General features: G+C 44.9%; 14 protein-coding genes. 3 read left to right on the top strand and 11 right to left on the bottom strand.

Going from position 1 to position 18,166, the window contains the following annotated elements:
* Window positions 1–205: 205 nt before the first annotated feature.
* The 3 genes from DW033_RS08325 to DW033_RS08315 all read right to left on the bottom strand — a co-directional run bounded on the left by DW033_RS08325 (window position 206) and on the right by DW033_RS08315 (window position 1,548).
* Complete coding sequence (locus DW033_RS08325; protein ID WP_005868067.1) at window positions 206–868, bottom strand: nucleotidyl transferase AbiEii/AbiGii toxin family protein; 663 nt, start codon at window positions 866–868, stop codon at window positions 206–208.
* The gene (locus DW033_RS08320) at window positions 823–1,149 is read right to left on the bottom strand and encodes a hypothetical protein (RefSeq protein ID WP_005868066.1); all 327 of its coding nucleotides are present in this window, start codon (window positions 1,147–1,149) and stop codon (window positions 823–825) included. The genes DW033_RS08325 and DW033_RS08320 overlap by 46 nt, the downstream gene beginning before the upstream one ends.
* A gap of 177 nt (window positions 1,150–1,326) precedes the next feature.
* Window positions 1,327–1,548: a DUF4248 domain-containing protein gene (locus DW033_RS08315; protein WP_034527414.1), complete on the bottom strand. Its 222-nt coding sequence runs from the start codon at window positions 1,546–1,548 to the stop codon at window positions 1,327–1,329.
* A 141-nt stretch (window positions 1,549–1,689) separates the two neighbouring features.
* Between DW033_RS08315 and DW033_RS08310 the strand changes: the two genes are divergently transcribed.
* Window positions 1,690–2,148 (top strand): DNA-binding protein, encoded by a 459-nt coding sequence (locus DW033_RS08310; RefSeq protein WP_122382641.1) that lies wholly within the window; start codon window positions 1,690–1,692, stop codon window positions 2,146–2,148.
* 41 nt (window positions 2,149–2,189) lie between these two features.
* Window positions 2,190–2,687: a glucosaminidase domain-containing protein gene (locus DW033_RS08305; protein ID WP_005868062.1), complete on the top strand. Its 498-nt coding sequence runs from the start codon at window positions 2,190–2,192 to the stop codon at window positions 2,685–2,687.
* Between the two features lie 377 nt (window positions 2,688–3,064).
* On the opposite strand, the gene DW033_RS08295 is transcribed toward DW033_RS08305, so the two are convergent.
* From DW033_RS08295 to DW033_RS08260, 8 genes are all read right to left on the bottom strand, one after another.
* A complete protein-coding gene (locus tag DW033_RS08295; RefSeq protein ID WP_229036774.1) occupies window positions 3,065–4,012 on the bottom strand; it encodes a YhcG family protein in 948 nt (315 codons plus the stop codon).
* 132 nt (window positions 4,013–4,144) lie between these two features.
* Window positions 4,145–4,372, bottom strand: a complete 228-nt coding sequence (locus DW033_RS08290) for a DUF3791 domain-containing protein (RefSeq protein ID WP_005868058.1) — start codon at window positions 4,370–4,372, stop codon at window positions 4,145–4,147.
* A gap of 131 nt (window positions 4,373–4,503) precedes the next feature.
* Window positions 4,504–5,625 carry a DUF4249 domain-containing protein gene (locus DW033_RS08285; protein WP_122297597.1) on the bottom strand — a complete coding sequence of 374 codons (1,122 nt, stop codon included), beginning with the start codon at window positions 5,623–5,625 and terminating at the stop codon, window positions 4,504–4,506.
* 179 nt (window positions 5,626–5,804) lie between these two features.
* Complete coding sequence (locus DW033_RS08280) at window positions 5,805–6,194, bottom strand: hypothetical protein (RefSeq protein ID WP_005868054.1); 390 nt, start codon at window positions 6,192–6,194, stop codon at window positions 5,805–5,807.
* A gap of 110 nt (window positions 6,195–6,304) precedes the next feature.
* Entirely contained in the window at window positions 6,305–8,068 is a 1,764-nt protein-coding gene (locus DW033_RS08275) for a RagB/SusD family nutrient uptake outer membrane protein (protein WP_005868052.1), read from the bottom strand.
* 35 nt (window positions 8,069–8,103) lie between these two features.
* Complete coding sequence (locus tag DW033_RS08270) at window positions 8,104–11,403, bottom strand: TonB-dependent receptor (RefSeq protein ID WP_122382679.1); 3,300 nt, start codon at window positions 11,401–11,403, stop codon at window positions 8,104–8,106.
* Window positions 11,404–11,784: 381 nt separating this feature from the next.
* Window positions 11,785–14,091, bottom strand: coding sequence for a beta-galactosidase (locus tag DW033_RS08265; RefSeq protein WP_122382640.1), 2,307 nt, complete (start codon window positions 14,089–14,091; stop codon window positions 11,785–11,787).
* A gap of 120 nt (window positions 14,092–14,211) precedes the next feature.
* The gene (locus DW033_RS08260) at window positions 14,212–15,855 is read right to left on the bottom strand and encodes a diphosphate--fructose-6-phosphate 1-phosphotransferase (RefSeq protein ID WP_005855923.1); all 1,644 of its coding nucleotides are present in this window, start codon (window positions 15,853–15,855) and stop codon (window positions 14,212–14,214) included.
* A gap of 551 nt (window positions 15,856–16,406) precedes the next feature.
* Between DW033_RS08260 and DW033_RS08255 the strand changes: the two genes are divergently transcribed.
* Window positions 16,407–18,116 (top strand): helix-turn-helix domain-containing protein, encoded by a 1,710-nt coding sequence (locus DW033_RS08255; protein WP_122382639.1) that lies wholly within the window; start codon window positions 16,407–16,409, stop codon window positions 18,114–18,116.
* Window positions 18,117–18,166 lie beyond the last annotated feature (50 nt).

Raw genomic sequence — 18,166 nt, 5'->3', positions numbered from 1 at the left:
AGGGGTGCGCAAAAAAGAGTGGTTGGAAAAACATTTTAGAAATAAATAAATTTGTATCACACACAGCAGTGTGACACAAATTTACATTTACCAGAAAAGTTTTAGGAAAACACGTAAAGATGCGCACCCTTGCGCACCCCGCTATGTTTCAGCGAAGCTCATAAAGCTCCTCAAAAAGAGTTATGGATATCCTTTCTATTACAAATCAAGACCTTTTTCCCTTCAGAGGAAATGGGAACGAATCAAAGACCTTATCTTGATTTCTAGTCATATCAACCAATCTCCTCTCAATTGCTCTCCAATCGTATTTGCCATTCAGCATAACGATATCCTCATCGAAATCTATATCCTCAAAATAAGTAATGGCCTTGAAGGGCCTGATGACATTTGCCCCCGGAAATTTACGCTCATACATTCCCAACATGGAATTGAAAGGGAAACGGGTGGAGAGGAAAGCGATGTCGATGAAATCCTTTAGCCGTGACCCATCGTCGGCGATGGCAGAGAGCTTCATGGCAATAATATCCTGCATGCTGTACAATCTTATACCGTACTCGATATATGGCTTTTCAAGATACTCATAAGAGTGGGTAATGCAGTCAATCTTTATTCCGTCTATGGAACCTTTCAAGGTGTTCCTCTCCATAAAGCCGGTACGGAATCCATATTTATCCATAAGAAATCTCTCCAATTCCGCCGCATCAAACGGTTTCGGAGTGAAAAGATCTAAATCCACACTTCTCCTATGTCCTAAATACAGGGCTAAAGAAGTTCCTCCCGCCAGATTAAAACGGGTCATCGCATTTTCCGCTTCCAGCTTTTTCAGGAGTTCAAGTGTTTTTCCCGAGACAACTTCCGTGTGTAACATTTTAGTTCCTCCTTTTCAAGATTAAAGACAATACAAACAAAATTCATGTCTCGTGGAGATAAGCTTGGGAGTTCTTTTATTATTTCCCGGAATCCCTCTATACCTCCATATAAATTGAATGCGGCATAAAAATCCTTCAACCATCCTCTTTCAATGACACGCTGTACCACAATCTTCCGGGATTTCCACCAGTCAAAATGTGACAGGTCATACTCCCAAAGCAAGGAGGGAGAGATTGAAGAGTCTCCTGTATATGTCTTATATTCATCAAATATAGTCATTTTCCATCCTTTTTATAATATACAAATCTACTGTATTTTACTGGGGTATACAATTTCCATGCGCTTTTTATTGAGACACGGCTCGGAAACCAATGAGATACGGTCGCTAAGTCAATGGAATCCGTCTCGCTTTCCATTGACTTAGCGCCCCTATTCCACCCGGATACCATCCGGCTCTCACGGCTCGCCGAGCGACTCGATGATGGCCCGCACCATGGCGGGCGAATAGACCCGCTCGCCCTCGTGATAACCCAGCGAGCGGAGGCGACCGGGCAGGCCGGGATAGATCGTTATCCAATGTTGCAGCTTGCGGTGGGCCGAGCGGGGATGCAGGTCGGGCAGGTAGACCTCGGCCAGCTCCATCCGCCCGTACGCTCGTATCTTGAATGTTGTTTCCATATCCTAAAGATAGTGAATCTCCGGCATATATCCATCATTTTCCGGAGAAATAATTCACCCGAAATCACCCTAAGTCACCCAAAGCGACAAAGCCCCCATGCCCTGCCGTATCTTTGTATCAACATTAAAAAACAACACATTATGATCCGCTACAAGAAGTATCAAAACAAGAACGAGAAGAACGTGACAACCTTCAACAAGTGGTACGCCCGTGCCGTATGCGAGGAGACGGTAGATATCGCCGCCTTGGCCGAGCACATGTCCACCCACAACACCCCCTTCTCCACCGGCGCCATCCACGGCATGCTGAAGGACATGGTGAATTGTATCAAGGAGCTGCTGATGGACGGCAAGAACGTGAAGATAGACGACCTCGGCATCTTCAGCGTGGGCATCCGCTCGAAGGGGGCCGTCACGCCGGAGGATTTCTCCACGCAAGGCAATATCACCGGCGTACGCCTCCGTGCCCGTGCCACGGGCAACCTCTCCAGCGCCTCGCTCAAGCTGACGGCCAAGCTCTGCGAGTACACCGAGTACTCGAACGGGGAGGTGACCCCGGGAGGTGGCGGGAGCGATTCCGAGAGCCCGGACGAGATTTAGGGAATTGAAAATTGAGAATTGAAAATTGAAAATTAAGTGGTATGGAGATTTCTGTTTTTATACGTGAATACGCTCCGCTGGCCGGGGAGGCCGGGCGGGCGTTCCGGATCGATCCGGTGGTGATCTTGGCGCAGGCAGCCATCGAGACGGGTTGGGGCGAGAGTACGCTCTGCCGGGAGTATCATAACTTTTTCGGCATCACGGCCTACGGGCTGCCCAACGTATGGTGGACCGGCCGGTGGACGGAGCTGTCGCCCCGCTCGCTACGTTTCCGGATCTACCCGGACGATAAGTGCTCGTTCATGGATTACTGCCGCCTGCTTCGCTCGGCCTATCCCCGGGCGGCCGACATGAGCGCCAATCCTACGGCCTTCGCCAAGGAGATCGCCTACAGCCCCTACATCAGCGAGGTGAACGGCGACAACCGGGAAGCCTATCGTAAGCTGATCGTCCAGCTTTGCCGAAAAATCAGCTCGCAACTATCAATCGTTAATCAAAAGGGCGGGCAGATGCCGTCCCTATCATCAACTGTCAACTAAAATGAAATACCTTGAACTCATCCTCCGTTGCCTCACGGCGCTCCTCCGGGTCATCTTCCCGCAGCATCCCCCTGTTCCCGAAACGACAGACGCTACCGGCGCTGCTCCTTCTCCTGCTAGCCCTCCTCTCCCTCCTCATGCGGGAGACGGAGGTGACGCTAGCGGCGATCGGCGCCTCGCTGACGCTCTTCCGCCACGACGGCACCCCTCCTCCCCACCGCCCCCCGGGGCGGACTGGCTGGGTATCTCCGGCTACACCCTCCTTATAGCGGGGTGCGCAGGGTGCCTCTTGAAGTACTGGGGCTATTAGGGGAAATGGGAATATCAAAGATTAAGTTCTTTTACCGGGCACGAGTTACGTACCCGGTAAAATAGTGTCATATATCTTTCGTTTGTCGTAATTCGGAATAATGCTCCCTTGCGATTGATATCGCTCGCCTCAATTTTTCGGAAAGCACTTTCTTATCGGGTAGTTTTGTGTAATATTGCGCTACCTTTATCGGACTATCTTCGTCAAGCATTAGATATTCGATATGCTCTGTATTGCCTTCCGAACAAAGAATTAACCCGATTGGAGATTCTTCACCTTCTTTTCGCTCGTTCTTGTTCAAATAGCGAAGATATAGTAACATTTGCCCTTCGTATTCGGGCTTGAACTTCCCCAATTTGAGATCGATCGCTATCAGACGCTTTAAGCCACGATGGAAGAACAGCAAATCAATATAGTAATCAACCGCATCTACGGTAATCCGCTTTTGACGGTCAAGGAAAGCAAAATCTGTCCCCATTTCCTTAATGAAAAGCTGTATTTGGGAAAGAATTGCCATTTCGAGATCTTTCTCCGAGAATATATCAGGAAGCCCAAGCATATCAAGAAAGTAACTGCTGCGAAATATAAGGTCGGGCAATAGCTGGTTGTTTTCCTTTATCTCGTTCAGCTCTTTGCGTATCATATCTTCGGGTTTACGGCTAATGGCTGTACGCTCATAAAGTTGACAATCTATTTTTTCATCAAGTGTGCGAGTATCCCAATGCTCCATTCTGCACATTTCCACATAGAACGAGCGAGCTAGCTCATCTTTTACTCCCATAAGCGAACGAAGATGAGTCCAAGTCAATTGGCTACGCACCGCGTATCCAATCTCGTCTTCTGAAAAAAGATACGCACTGCGTACACAATGTTTGAGTTTACCATATCCCCATCCGCTTCCATATTTTACAGTTAGCCGGGTAGCCAATTTTTTGATGACTTGTTTACCATATTCGGCACGCTGATTGTATAGTATATCTTCCTTAATACGTTTGCCTACATACCAATTCGTCATACATATCTCAGTATTCAAATAGGTAGCTACTTTACACGTACTCCATCTATAATGCCACATACATCATTATACAATAGTTCTTCCGATGTGGCTAAATTCAAAATATCATCTGCCATAATAAAAATAAATTAATCATCCCACAGCCCCTCCTTGGCGTTTCATGTACATAGTCATTGATTCCAACGCATCGATGAATCTCAACGTATGCATAATGTCATAATGCTCGTCAACCAAACATATGCCACCATATCGTTTGACATAACGATAGACCTGTGGTATACTTAGCCCATTCCGCTCGGCAAAATGACTGATAAGCGACATCAGATATTCCGCCTTATCCCTCAATATATCACTATTCATACCGATTCTCAATTATACGTTTTTACAAATATAGGTATTTTCCATAAACCCGCTTCTAAAAAGCCATCGGTAAATTTTGATCGAATATATATCTTTTATACCTAATCCCAAGCATATATCCACCTCAATAATCAATAATGATCCGTAGGCCACCAAGAGGGTTTATTCTTGGTACCTCGCCCATCATGGGTACAGTCTACACAGCGAAAAGGAGCATAAATATTTGGAGTGGTTGGTGATCCACTATAAATGTAATAGGTATAACCATCTGGTGCTATTCCTGTTAAGATATTTTTCGCACAGTCATAAGAAGTTTCATAGAAATCTCTTAGTTCCGGCATAAAGCGTTTCATAATCGTTGTATTAGTTACATCCACATAGCCTATCACCCATTCTTTAGGATCTGATACGCAAGATATATTACCTCTTCTTTCCGAAGGAATTGGAGAGAAAATACTCCCAGCCTGTTCTATGTTCCTTTGTAAATTCACAAAATAGTCATACGCTTCTTTACGTATACGGTTTTGCTTAACGTCTATATAATAAAGCATTGTCAATTTATCATGATCACGGGGGATCTCTATCAATTTTCTCTTATAGATAAGATTTACAGTCAGTTTATTTGTCGATTCCAATAACATCGCCTTAGAACTATCACGTCCCCAGCAATAATAAGTATTTTTAGATGTATGCTTCTGAAATAAAGTGAATTTATCATCTAAAAAACCAGCGTTTGCAAATAGATCTACATGGAATTCCCATATCTCCTGATAAGTCCATTTATAATAAGTTGGCTCTACCTTGTTATCATGTGTAGTTACGCAGATATATACAGGAGTTTCTGATGCTGAACTTTCAACAGATATACTATCGATCACCGGAGTATCTAGAGGATTCAAATATTCCGATTTATATTCTTTATTATTCCAATTTATTGATAATCTATATTTATACGCAGGATTTAACTCTCCCATCGGTATTGTATAAACTCCATCTTTACTCACGTTCAACGTTTCAAAAACAGCTCCTTTATCTGATTCAACAAAAACATTCGCATCCGTTATCGACTCCCCTTCCTCAAACTCATCCAACATCCTTACGCTATGGCTCAATCGTATCCGAGTCGTATCATTAGTTATAAAACCATCCACTACCAGCAAACCACCTATTTGGTTCACAATATCAGGCTCATAATCGTAGATACAACCCATGAGTGTTAGTAACCCTGTTATGTACATATATAATCTTTTCATATATACACTTTCTTTGGTTGGGAAAATTCATTAATCTATTGATAAAAAATCATATCAATAAGGCTTATAACAACAAAACTTTAAGTTCTAAAATCATCCTTTTAAATTATAAAGGGACAATTAAGTTTTTATCAGAAATCTTAATCGCCCCTCTTAATTTCAGATATTTTAATATACCATTACCTTATATTTATATAAGTTGTCCCAGCGCCAACCCACGTATTACCATCATAAATATCGCATACTAAACGAGCGCTACCAACTGCATAAAAACTAACCGAACAATGATTTGTCCAAGGTGTTATATAAGCTTGCGGTGCTCGTATACTCCATTCCAATCTAGCACCCGGTATTAAAGGGCTATATTCCAGATGATACTCTTCTTGGGCATAACCCCCATTTAGTGTTACGTTAATAGGGCCTGATATAGTAGCAACTATCCCATTTGCCGCATTAGCTTGTAATATAGACTCTTCTATATTTTCTTTGTCCACGTCAATATTAGTTTGCTGAGCATACATAAACTGCATTGATAATAATGCAAGCATAATAAACAGAACTTTCTTCATGGCTCTAAAAATTTAAATTAATAAATACATATACAACTACAAACTTACTTCAAGCAAGAAATAGGATACTTGCAAATCAAGTATCCTATTCTCAATTCGAAATAAATATTTTATTTCCAAGCATCCGGCTGAACCAAATAAGGTTTGCCGTTCTCGTCGTTACCCATGGTCAATACTTGGTCATCAGGAACAGGAAGCATAGTCTTTGCCGCAGGAAGCACAGAGGCTGCCGCAAATTTCGGAATATATTGCTTTTCGTAATTGATATAAGCGCTCAACTCTGAGGACATTACATCACCACCCCAACGAACCAAGTCGAACCAACGCTCACCTTCCATCGCCAACTCAAGCTTACGCTCCATACGGATCGCTTTGATACAAACATCTTTGCTTGTGAAAGCCGCATGAGATGTAGGATATTCAGCGACCTTATAGTTTGCGGCCGCTTGACCGTTTTCTAACTTAATAATATTCACATCCAAAGCTGCACGTCTACGAACATCGTTTACTTGTGTCATCGCCTCAGATAATTGACCAGCGTCAGCTAAAGCTTCAGCGTACAACAATTTAATGTCACGCACACTAAGATATTGCATATTCATAGCAGAACCCGGTGCCCAACCATTAAATAAGTTCTTCATGCCAGCGGCCTCTTCCGCCTTACTAAACACGTGTTTCTTCGGCATAAAGATACCACCATTTACAGGATTACGAACCCAGTCATCCTTAGGCATACCCCAATCTTTGTAAGGGATTCCATAACGACCTACAGCAAAATCCAAACGAGGGTCTACCGCAATACTATTATCTGTTACGACAAATGGCTCATTTGTTCCCGTACCTTTCCTTGAAACAGTCGCTTTATTTCTATATTCACCATTCAAATAAGGTAAACCTTGCGCATCCACTTGGAAAGAGTTCACTAATTCGAAAGAAGGTTGATAGAAACCACAGCATCCACCGGGACCTGAGTTATGCGGATAATTCAGACAGAAAGGAGCACCACCAGTGTTTTCGTCAGCAGCAGAATATTGAACAGAGAAAATAGCCTCTTTACCATTCTCAGTCAGCGCATTGAAGTTGTTATCCAAATCGTCCTCCAATCCATAAGCTGCCCCACTACTGGTTGTACCATTATTCACGACATCAGCTAAAACAGTTTTCGCGGCAGCGATGTCTCCTTTATGCATTAAGATTTTACCTTTTAATGCTTTCGCAGCCCAAACATTCGCACGACCAACTTCAGTCTGAGTTTCCGGAAGATTAGCGATCGCATCGTCAATATCCTTCAGTACATTATCATAAATATTAATATCATTATGTACTTTAGGATCATTCTCCGTATAGGTCTCATCAACCCAAGGAATAAATGGACCAAACACACGAATTCCCTCAAAATAAGCCAATGCACGCAAGAACTTCAACTCACCATAGCGGCTTTTACGATCGGTATCGCTCATACCCGGCATACCTTCAGCGCCTTGCCAAGCTTGAAGAGCTAAGTTCACTCGTTTAGCCATTACATAAACCCACGCCCACTTCTGCGCTATATAGCCATTAGTAGACAGAGTATTATACATCTCTATCTCATTCACCACGGATTGGTCACCCGGGTCGGAACCTTTATTGGCGTCACCACCATAAATACCACCCCATACCCAGTTAAATGGAGATGCTTGATAAGGATCATAACCATCCACCGGAACAGCCAAGCCTGCATAGGCACTAACAGTTAACAATTCCACACCCGTTGGATTGGCTAGAGCGTCCGGTGTCAATGCTCCCTGAGGTTCTTTCCCCAAGAAGTCATCGCCGCAAGAACTAAATGAAAGCGCAGCAAGACAGCCTATCGCCAAAATATATTTACTTTTCATAATGATTCTTTAAATTAAATTAAAACATACACACCTTAGAACGCAAAGTTTACACCAAACAAGAAACGTCTTGTTGAAGGCCAACCGCCCATATCAATACCTCTCTTCAAGTCAGCACCGACACCGTTGTCATCCACATCTTTCATTTCCGCATTTGTATACTCGGGATCCAAACCATCATACCCTGTAATGGTGAATAAGTTCTCCGCTTGCACATAAATACGTAAATTAGAGATTGTAGCCTTCTTCATCAACTCCTTCGGAAATGTATAACCGAGAACCAAATTCTTCAATTTCACGAAAGAAGCATTTTCTACATAGTATGAGCTAGAGTTTGTTCCGGAATAGGTATCAAGATAATCCAAAACAGGTAAGACTGCTTTGCTATTGTCAGCACCCGGTTTCCAAGACAAATCTCTCATGCGAGAAGATTTATTACCCTCGAATAACCAGAAATCAGTAAAGTATTTCGTATTGTTGAACAAATCATTTCCGATCGTTGAGTAGAAAAATGCCGTCAAATCCCAGTTTTTCCACGTTACAGTAGCGTTCAAACCGGCGATCAAGTCAGGATGAGGAGAACCGATAAAGGTGCGGTCATTTCCATCCAACTTACCATTTCCATCTGTATCAGCGAATTTAAACTTACCGACCCAAGCCTTAGCGTCCTCCGCACTTTTCACTTCTTGTCCCAAAGGAGGTAACGCAAGTACTTCATCTACGTTCTCATAGAATCCATTCACCTTATATCCATAGAACTCAGAGATAGCATGTCCCTTTGTCGTACGAGTTACATTACCCGAGATACGTGTACCAGCTCCCCACATTGAAGCATCATCAGCCTCAGAGATCTTAACAACCTCATTCTTATAATGAGATAGGTTCAAAGAGAAATCCCATGACCAATCGCCCTTACTGCCTCGATAGTTGAAGTTGAAGTCAACACCCGTATTCTTCATATCACCAAAGTTGATGTACGGTTTTGAAGATTCACCAGCCAAAGCGGAATATTGAGCCGCAATCAACATATCTGTCGTTTTCTTATAGTACCACTCCAATCCGGCACCGAATTTGCCGTTCAAGAATGTTCCATCCAAACCGACATTAAACATTTGGGTGGTCTCCCATTTCGTATCCTCGTTACCAAATTTATCCAAACGATAACCTAAAGAGGTAGAGGTATTAGAACCCGTAAAGTCATAGTTTGTTTTCTTTGGCAATGTTCTATATTCGTAGGCGAAGTTCGTAATACGAGGCACTTCTGAGTTACCGGTAACACCAAAGCCAAAACGAAGCTTCAAGTCATCTAACCAGTCTTTTGTTTTCTCCATAAAAGCCTCTTCAGAGATACGCCAACCAGCAGAGATAGAAGGGAATACACCGTAACGATTATTCTCCGAGAAACGAGAGACACCATCACGACGGATAATACCTGTCAACAGATACTTATTATTATAAGCGTAATCTACACGCCCAAACAGACCAAACAAGGCAAATTCACCTTTATATTTTGATTCTGCGATACGTTGTGCGTTATTCTCACCCATATTCAACTCCCAAGTATTCGTATTATCCTCGTACAAATAATTGTAACGACGACCTTTCAGCGTACGTCCCAAACCATCACGAATAGCCTCGGTACCAAGCAAGACAGTCAATTTATGAACCTCATTGAATGTCTTGTCGTAAGTCAAAGTATTAGTCCAAACCCAACGATAATTAAAATCAGATTGCTCTTCAAAATTGTTTTGGCCCATTGACTCAGAAAACTCAGGGTTCTTCTTTTCCATACGATAATAATAACCATTCGTATAGTCCAAACCGAAATTCGTTCTAAAAGTTAATCCCTTGATAATATCGGCCTCTGCCCATAGGTTACCAAATACGCGGTTATGTGTATAGTAATTATCCTTATTTCTCTTTTGATTGGCAACCGGGTTCTGGAAGTTACCCGTTCCAGCGAATTTTGAACCGGCAAAATTACCTGCGATATCATATACCGGTACATAAGGAGAAGCACGATAAGTCCAAGAATATGGATTACTCTCAGCGCCGCTAGAGTTCAAGCCATTATCTTTCGTAAACGCATAAGTTAAATTCTCTCCTACCCGTAACCAATCACGAACATTGAAAGAGGTGTTAGCACGTACTTGATATCTCTGGTAGTAAGAATCAATAACCGTACCATCTTGCTTGAAGTAATTCGCACTTAAATTATATTGTCCCTTTTCAGTACCACCAGATAAGCCAACTTGATGGTTTTGAATCATAGCCGCACGGTCTACCTCATCCCACCAATTTGTGTCAGAGAACGGCGCATAAGTCGTACCCGGGTAATTATAATCGCCGGGATTAATATCCGTACGACCACCCGCACCAGCTTGCGTCAAATAATTAGGAATAGAAGGACGTTCACCTGTTCCGAATTGCACGTGTGAAGGAAGTTCATTGGAACCTAACAATGCATAGTTACTAGCCTTTGCGTCCCATTCCAAGTTCACACGATCCATAGAATTCAAAACGTCATAGCGCTTGCCTGTTTTCTGAACACCGACATATCCATCATAAGTCAATTTAGGTTGACCAGACCGGGTACCTTTCTTCGTCGTAATCAAGATAACACCATTGGCCGCCTGCGCACCATAGATAGCGGCGGAGGAGGCATCCTTCAATACCTGCATACTCTCGATATCGTTCGGGTTCAAGGAGCTTAAATCTTGGTTACGTGTTGATACGCCATCAATTACGTACAACGGACCATTATCATTAACCGTATTGATACCACGAATACGAACCATAGACTGGGAACCGGGGGAACCTGACTGACCGATATATACACCGGCAGCCTTACCTTGCAACTGCTGGGTAGCGGAAGATCCGGAAGATGCCAAAAGGTCTTTCGTATCGACTACCGCCACGGAGCCTGTGATATCTTTCTTCTGCTGCGTACCGTAACCTACTACTACGACCTCATCAAGGTTTTGCGTATCTTCTTTCAATGTCACATTTACCACTTCTCCCGAAGCAGGAATTTGCTGAGATACATAACCAATGTAGGAAACGACTAAAATGGAGTTGGGCTCAACTTCCAAGGAATACTTACCGTCAAGGTCGGTAATCGTACCGTTTGTAGTACCTTTTACTACAACATTTACACCCAAAAGGGGTTCACCCTTTGCGTCAGTTACCGTACCGGTAACTTTCTTAGCTTGTTGGGAGATGGACACATTCGCGTTAGACGCATGGATTGGAGGGGTTACACCCGCACCGACCATAAGGAAACAAAGTGCCAAACCCAGCCCGCTTTTAACAAAAGCCAACTGTTTGTTCATCATAACACAAAAATAGGTTAACATTAATAATTATATCCACTCTTCGGATACGGGTACAAATATAAATTATTATTCTTAATAAACAACAATAGTATGCATATTTTTTTCACATTCCCTTGAACTTGCGGATATGTGTTCGTACAAATAGCTATTATAGACCCAATAAGGCTTATTCTTGTTAACAAAAAGACACCTTCACAAGAATCAACAATATGTTAAAAACCGCAGAAAAAAATACAATCTATTCCTAATTTTTCCGAAGACTTTTAAACCTTATTATCAATCTACAGCACGGTAAATGAGTCTCTTGGGCCATATAAAAGAAAAGAGGACGCCGTTTTACCGACATCCTCCTAAGCTCTTATCGCATTAGATCCATGAGCCTTACCGGCTACCAGCTATCGATTTACTCACGATATTCGTTACGGCCTCTTGCATCTTCTCGATGACGCCGCTGTTTTCCATCCCGTATTCGGAGGCGATCGTCTCCAGATTCGGGGAACCGACCCAAACCTTGCCGTCCGCATCTTCCCAAACGGAGATACGTAGCGGCAGCTCCAAAGAGATAGACGGATCTTGCTGCATCAATAAAGTCCCGACTTTCGGTGAGCCGAAGACGATCACCTTATTCGGAGGCAGCTTCATCCCTACCTCGCTAGCGTTTCGCCCATGATCGAACATGGCGAACACGGAACCTCCTTGAGACTTGATAATCTCCTCGATCCGCCGCATCGTCTCATCCACGCTAAACGGGCTTACTGTTTTTTCCATCAAACGATTCTTTTTCTCCATGGCTGCAATTTTCTTTAGTTTTGTCAAGACAGGAGTCTTGACCGTCCGTACGCTCGACTTCCGGTCATTATTCAGCTGCTCATAAATAACGATTTTATTCTCTCCTTTGTTCAGCCATACGCCCGGTATGTAAAGCGTTTGCTGAGGGCCGGCGTACCAATAGCGACCGATATTGATGCCATTGATGAAAATAATGCCCTTTCCCCAATCCTCCATATCGATAAACGTATCGCCGGTATCGGACAGGTGGAAGGTTCCCTCGTAGAGAACCGGCTTATTCCCCAACGCCGCTACCTCGGGCGAGCCATTCTTATAGACATAAGGTTCGCCGGAGACCAAAGCCGGCATCCGGTCCATCGGGAGCTTGTACATCTTCCAGTCCGATATCTCGCTGCCGTTAATCTTGACCGAGCTGATGATCCCCTTCGTATTGCGTACGATCTCCTCGCCATAATTGATACGCCCCATGTTCTCCACCAAGATGTCCAAGGTAGCGTTGAACGGGATATCGATTTCCATCGCATATTGGTTGAAGCAACGGTTTAACTCGCCGACACGCTCGCCATCCACGTAGATCGTAGCGTAATCACGCAAGCCCGGTATCTCCAAACGGCCTTTCAGGGGTTGGTTGAAATGGGTAGAGTACAAGACGTAGCCGTATCCTTGGTTCAATTGCTCGAACGTGAGAGGTGTCGGAGACGCTACCGGTTCCCCTTCTTTCGCCAAGGCCAACACATCGGCTACCTTCGTCAAGGAGATCGACGGGATCTCGATCAGCGGTATAGGGGCTGGGGCCTCGGGGACGTCATAAGTGACGTATTTCCGGATCACGTTGCGGATCGAGTCGAACTTCGGGGTCACCCAACCCGCCTCGCTGATCGGGGCGTCGTAGTCGTAGCTGGTCAAGTCCGGCTGGATATCATGCTTCTTGTCGTAATTGGCGCCACTGGTGAAGCCGAAATTCGTACCGCCATGAACCATATAGAAATTGAAAGAGACATCGTTTTGGAGGTACGTCTCCGTCTGCCTCGCTATGCCGGAATCGCTTATATCGGGGAATGGTTCCGCCCAGTGCATCAGCCAGCCGGGATAAAACTCGGCTACCATATACGGGCCTACTCCCCCGTGATACTCGTTCACCACCTTTTTCAAGTTCTCCACGTTACTCTCCCCGTTCGCCGTAGGCAACGCTCCCGGGGTGGAACCGCCCTCGAACAACCAGCTTCCGTCCGAGGTGAACAGAGGCACGTTGAAACCGGCGTCCGCCAATTGCCGCTTGATCTTGGCGTTGTAGCGGCGATGCTCCTCCAAGGGGATATCCTTACGTTGCGCCACGTAAGAGCCGAACTCGTTCTCGGCCTGCACCATGATGATAGGGCCGCCTTTCGATACCTGCAAGTCGCCGACCTGCTCGTAAAGCTTATCGATATAAAGCTTCGTGCGTTTCAAGAACTCCGGGTTATCCCGGCGGATCTCCATGCCCGGTATATTCTGCAACCACCACGGATAACCGCCGAACTCCCACTCGGCGCATACGTAGGGGCCGGGACGGAGGATCACCATCAATCCCTCCTCTCCCGCTATCCGGATATACTCGGCCAGATTCTTGTCTCCCTCGAAATCCCATTTACCCGGCTCCGTCTCGTGCAGGTTCCAGAAGACATAGGTAGCGACCGTATTCAAGCCCATCGCTCGCATCATCCGAAGGCGATGCCGCCAATATTGGTGGGGGATACGAGGGTAATGCATCTCACCCGAGAGGATCGGGGTTACCTTCCCGTTTACATAAAAATGACCGTCCTTGATCTCGAACGTACGTTTCTCCTTGGCGAACGAGCCGACAGGTATCAGCATCAAAAGGAGCAATAGATAGGTGATTTTCTTGTTCATGGAATCCATGTGTTATAAAGATTTATTTTTAGGTTTAAGATCTCGTGGCAAATGTATGTAAATAAAAAGAGGATGCCAAATAAATGACATCCTCCCTAGCTTATATATTATATAATGTATAAGTCTGTATTAAGCTTGCTCCAACTGCAAAGTCTTAGTCGGCTGGTCGCAAACCTCCGTCGGACCGAAGTACTGGATCGGGCCCGGGTATACGTAGCTAGTAGTCAAAGCCCACTCGTCACGGTTTGCGGCGAATGCCTTGAAAGGAGCGCCGTCAAGCTTAACCAAAGCCTTCTGGATAACCGGCTTCATCTCGCCATGACGTTTCTCCATGTTCATCATCATAGTAACAGGGATACCACCGGCGATCCATTGATCAGCGGGAGCGGTCGTGTTACGTACGGAAGACATATAACCCGTCTTACCGGCGGCGATCAAGCAAGATGCCGTGTAACCCAAAGAGTAGCAGTAGTCTGCGTCGTAGTTAGAAGGAGCGGCGCAACGACCCTCGTAACCGAAGAAGTGGTGTTGTGCGGCGAACTTGCCTACGTACTTGCCCTCGGCTTTCCACTCAGCCAATTTCTTGCCAACCATCTCGGACAATAACTTCTCGGTCTCGATCAAAGAAACCTGTACGTTTCCGTGCGGGTCACGGTCCAAAGACAGCTGACGAGCTACGCCCTCCGGAAGAGAAGCGTACAGATCAGAGTTCTCCTTCGTCAACTTGCTGATGATATAAGCACGTTGCTCGCTCTTCTTGATCATCTTGAACTCAGCATCGTGCTTAGCCAAGAAGTCGTTCAACTCGGCAATCAAGCGCTTCATAGCCGGAACGAACTCGATCAAGCCCTCAGGGATCAATACCGTACCGAAGTTGTTACCCTCGGCGGCACGCTTAGCCACGATACCAGCCACGTAAGTAACGATATCGTCCAAAGACATATTCTTCTCCTCAACCTCCTCGGAGATGATACAAACGTTCGGTTGAGTCTGCAAAGCGCACTCCAAAGCGATATGAGAAGCGGAGCGACCCATCAATTTGATGAAGTGCCAGTATTTCTGGGCGGAGTTACAGTCACGTTGGATGTTACCGATTACCTCGGAGTAGACCTTACAAGCCGTGTCGAAACCGAAAGAGGTCTCGATCTGGGCGTTCTTCAAGTCACCGTCGATCGTCTTCGGGCAACCGATTACCTGTACGCCGGCGCCGATAGCCTTGTAATACTCGGCCAATACGCAAGCGTTCGTGTTAGAATCGTCACCACCGATAATAACCAAAGCCTTGATATCAAGCTCTTTCAAGATCTGAAGACCTTTATCGAATTGCTCTTTCGTCTCTAATTTCGTACGACCGGAACCGATCATATCGAAGCCACCCGTGTTACGGTACTCGTCGATAATATCAGCCGTCAATTCCATATATTTATGATCGATCAAACCGCCCGGGCCCAAGATGAAACCATACAGACGAGAATCTGCGTTGTGAGCCTTGATACCGTCGAACAAACCAGCGATCACGTTGTGACCACCGGGAGCCTGACCACCGGAAAGGATCACACCAACGTTCATGACAGGCATAGCCTTCTCCTCGTTACTCTTCTCGAATGTAACGATCGGCATTCCGTAAGTGTTCGGGAACAATTTCTTGATTTCTTCCTGATCGGCTACTGATTGAGTATACTCGCCGTCAACGGCTTTCACTGCACCTTTCAACGCAGCGGGTACCTTCGGTTGGTAAGCTGCTCTTGCGATTTGTAATGCACTCTTTGTCATTTCTTAATTGATTTATTTAGAAATTATTTGATACGTGTTCAAAAGTGACGCGAATATAAGGAAAAAAATCCGTATTAATAAAAGAGAAGGGGGATATGTTCATTCAAAATAGCATCGAAAAAAACTTCCGGGAAATCACTGGTAAACTTGCCCTCATCATTATAACCGATCAACCTTCAACAAGAAGAGGGTGTGTCACCATGAAGTGAACACGAGAAAACAGGTAGCTTACTGTATATTTTACTTGACTATTTTTTACACGGTCGTGTTTTTCCAAAAACACGTACGTAATTTTCAAGAAACACGGTCGTGTTTTTTCGAAAACATGTACGTGTTTTACTCAAATCTCCATCATAATTTATATCCATCTAATTATAAGCCAGTTATAAACCATTTCAAACAAATGCTTTATTGTATTTTTTTAATCCGTTTACTCTGTAGGCTACTTCAATGGCACAATAGAGTAAACTATTCATCAACTTGCACCTAATTATCACAAAAGACTTCGTATATTTACACCTTCTATTAACGTTAGTTAATCACAAAATTCGATGCGAAAAAGCCCTCTTGCACTCCTATTATCGCTTATCTGCCTGATCTCGTCTCATAACGAGATACAAGCGCAAGGACATCCCCCGACAGATTCATTGCGACAACGGGCCGCAGCGAGCGTGGGTAAGGAAAAGCATGATCTACTGATGCGTATAGCCATGTCCACCAACGATATCGCCGACTGGGACGCTACGCTCAACGACGCTATCGACCAGTGCGATACTCCGGCTATCTGTCAATCAAGATTGAATCGTATACAATGCCTCTTTAATTTCTACTCCGTGGATTCGGCTATCATCGAGGCGCAGGAAAGCCTTCCTTTTATATTGGATGCCAAGCAATACAGTTTCTACTTCTCCACCTATAATACTTATATATCCGGATTGTTCAAGCAAAGACGGTTCGACGAGGCCCGTGAGGAAGCCACAGCCATGTTCGAGACGGCGCAACAGGTTAAACAACCGGTAGGCATGACGATGGCCTTGCAGGTACAAGGCAGCATGTATTATAAACTCGGCTTGTACGACCAAGCCCTCACCTCGCTGGAAAAAGGGATCGCTATATGCCCCACTTACGAGAATGGCGAGAACCAAGTACTCTACATCTCGGCCGTTCTTTACGAATGGCTCTTCATGACCGCCCTGAAGGTAAACGACACGGAACGCATATCCCGTTACGCCAACAGCTATGCCGCCCTCGTCAACTGGAGGGACGAGCATGGGAAAGTGGATCCTACCGGACATTATCCTGTCACCTCCCGCTCTCTCCAAGCCTTCTCTTTCCTAAAGAAAGGGCAAATAAAAGAGGCGAGACGATTGTTGGATGAGGCAGTCCGGTTTATTCATCCCCAAATCCCGGCCAACGCCTATGAGCATTTTTACGAAGCTCGCCGAGAATTACGGGAAATGACAGGAGATTACCAAGGGGCTATCAAGGATATGGATATCCTGTTAGCTGCTCATGAGGGTGACCTATCTTTCTATATGGACGATTTGTTGAAGAAAGCGGAACTTCTGGCTCATTCCGGAGATCCCCGGTCCTGTATATCGCTCTATCATACGTATATACAGGTGAAAGACTCGGTAAACCGGTTGGATATCGCCTCTCGGATGGATCAACTACGGACTATTTACGAGGTAGACCGGCTCAACCAAGAGAGGCAATACGCAAGGAACTGGATGTTCGCCGCCTTTACCGGTTGCTTGCTCCTTGTCCTTTTGCTAGCGGGATATATCATTTATTCCCAATGTCTAAAAGCAAAGAATCAAGTGCTTTACAGACGTATACAGGAACAGATCCGGCAGGAGAATAAGGCGGTGGAAACCATTAAGCAAATACCCGAGAACGATCTTTCCCGGGAATTACGTTTATTCATAAACTTGAACGAGTTATTGGAAAAAGAAAAGCTATACACCGATCCCACCTTGAACCGGGATGATCTGGCACAACGTTTGGGGACCAACCGTACCTACTTGATGGAAGCCGTACGTACTTACAGCGGGAATATGACCGTCCGCGAATATATTTATGACTTTCGTCTAAAGCATGCCGCCGAACTGCTCTCCTCTCCCTCCGCCCTCTCGATCGATCAAATATGCTATGACTCCGGGTTCGCTTCCCGCTCGGTATTTTACCGCCTTTTCCGACAGAGCTATGGCCTGTCTCCTAACGAATATCGAAAACTTGCGGAGAAAGAAAAAGAAAATTAAAATACTATATTTCAAAAACTTGCGCCACACGGACAAATGTTTTGCGCCAC

Source organism: Parabacteroides sp. AF39-10AC (assembly GCF_003635405.1).
Classification (GTDB): domain Bacteria; phylum Bacteroidota; class Bacteroidia; order Bacteroidales; family Tannerellaceae; genus Parabacteroides; species Parabacteroides distasonis.
This window is presented reverse-complemented; position numbering and strand designations above follow the sequence as displayed.

Bases quoted from the DNA above. Each gene is read 5' to 3' on its own strand.
- DW033_RS08305 (WP_005868062.1), top strand. From the start codon at position 2,190: ATGGAGATTTCTGTTTTTATACGTGAATACGCTCCGCTGGCCGGGGAG.
- DW033_RS08315 (WP_034527414.1), bottom strand. From the start codon at position 1,548: ATGGAAACAACATTCAAGATACGAGCGTACGGGCGGATGGAGCTGGCC.
- DW033_RS08255 (WP_122382639.1), top strand. From the start codon at position 16,407: ATGCGAAAAAGCCCTCTTGCACTCCTATTATCGCTTATCTGCCTGATC.
- DW033_RS08325 (WP_005868067.1), bottom strand. From the start codon at position 868: ATGTTACACACGGAAGTTGTCTCGGGAAAAACACTTGAACTCCTGAAA.
- DW033_RS08285 (WP_122297597.1), bottom strand. From the start codon at position 5,625: ATGAAAAGATTATATATGTACATAACAGGGTTACTAACACTCATGGGT.
- DW033_RS08280 (WP_005868054.1), bottom strand. From the start codon at position 6,194: ATGAAGAAAGTTCTGTTTATTATGCTTGCATTATTATCAATGCAGTTT.
- DW033_RS08270 (WP_122382679.1), bottom strand. From the start codon at position 11,403: ATGATGAACAAACAGTTGGCTTTTGTTAAAAGCGGGCTGGGTTTGGCA.
- DW033_RS08290 (WP_005868058.1), bottom strand. From the start codon at position 4,372: ATGAATAGTGATATATTGAGGGATAAGGCGGAATATCTGATGTCGCTT.
- DW033_RS08295 (WP_229036774.1), bottom strand. From the start codon at position 4,012: ATGACGAATTGGTATGTAGGCAAACGTATTAAGGAAGATATACTATAC.
- DW033_RS08275 (WP_005868052.1), bottom strand. From the start codon at position 8,068: ATGAAAAGTAAATATATTTTGGCGATAGGCTGTCTTGCTGCGCTTTCA.
- DW033_RS08260 (WP_005855923.1), bottom strand. From the start codon at position 15,855: ATGACAAAGAGTGCATTACAAATCGCAAGAGCAGCTTACCAACCGAAG.
- DW033_RS08320 (WP_005868066.1), bottom strand. From the start codon at position 1,149: ATGACTATATTTGATGAATATAAGACATATACAGGAGACTCTTCAATC.
- DW033_RS08310 (WP_122382641.1), top strand. From the start codon at position 1,690: ATGATCCGCTACAAGAAGTATCAAAACAAGAACGAGAAGAACGTGACA.
- DW033_RS08265 (WP_122382640.1), bottom strand. From the start codon at position 14,091: ATGGATTCCATGAACAAGAAAATCACCTATCTATTGCTCCTTTTGATG.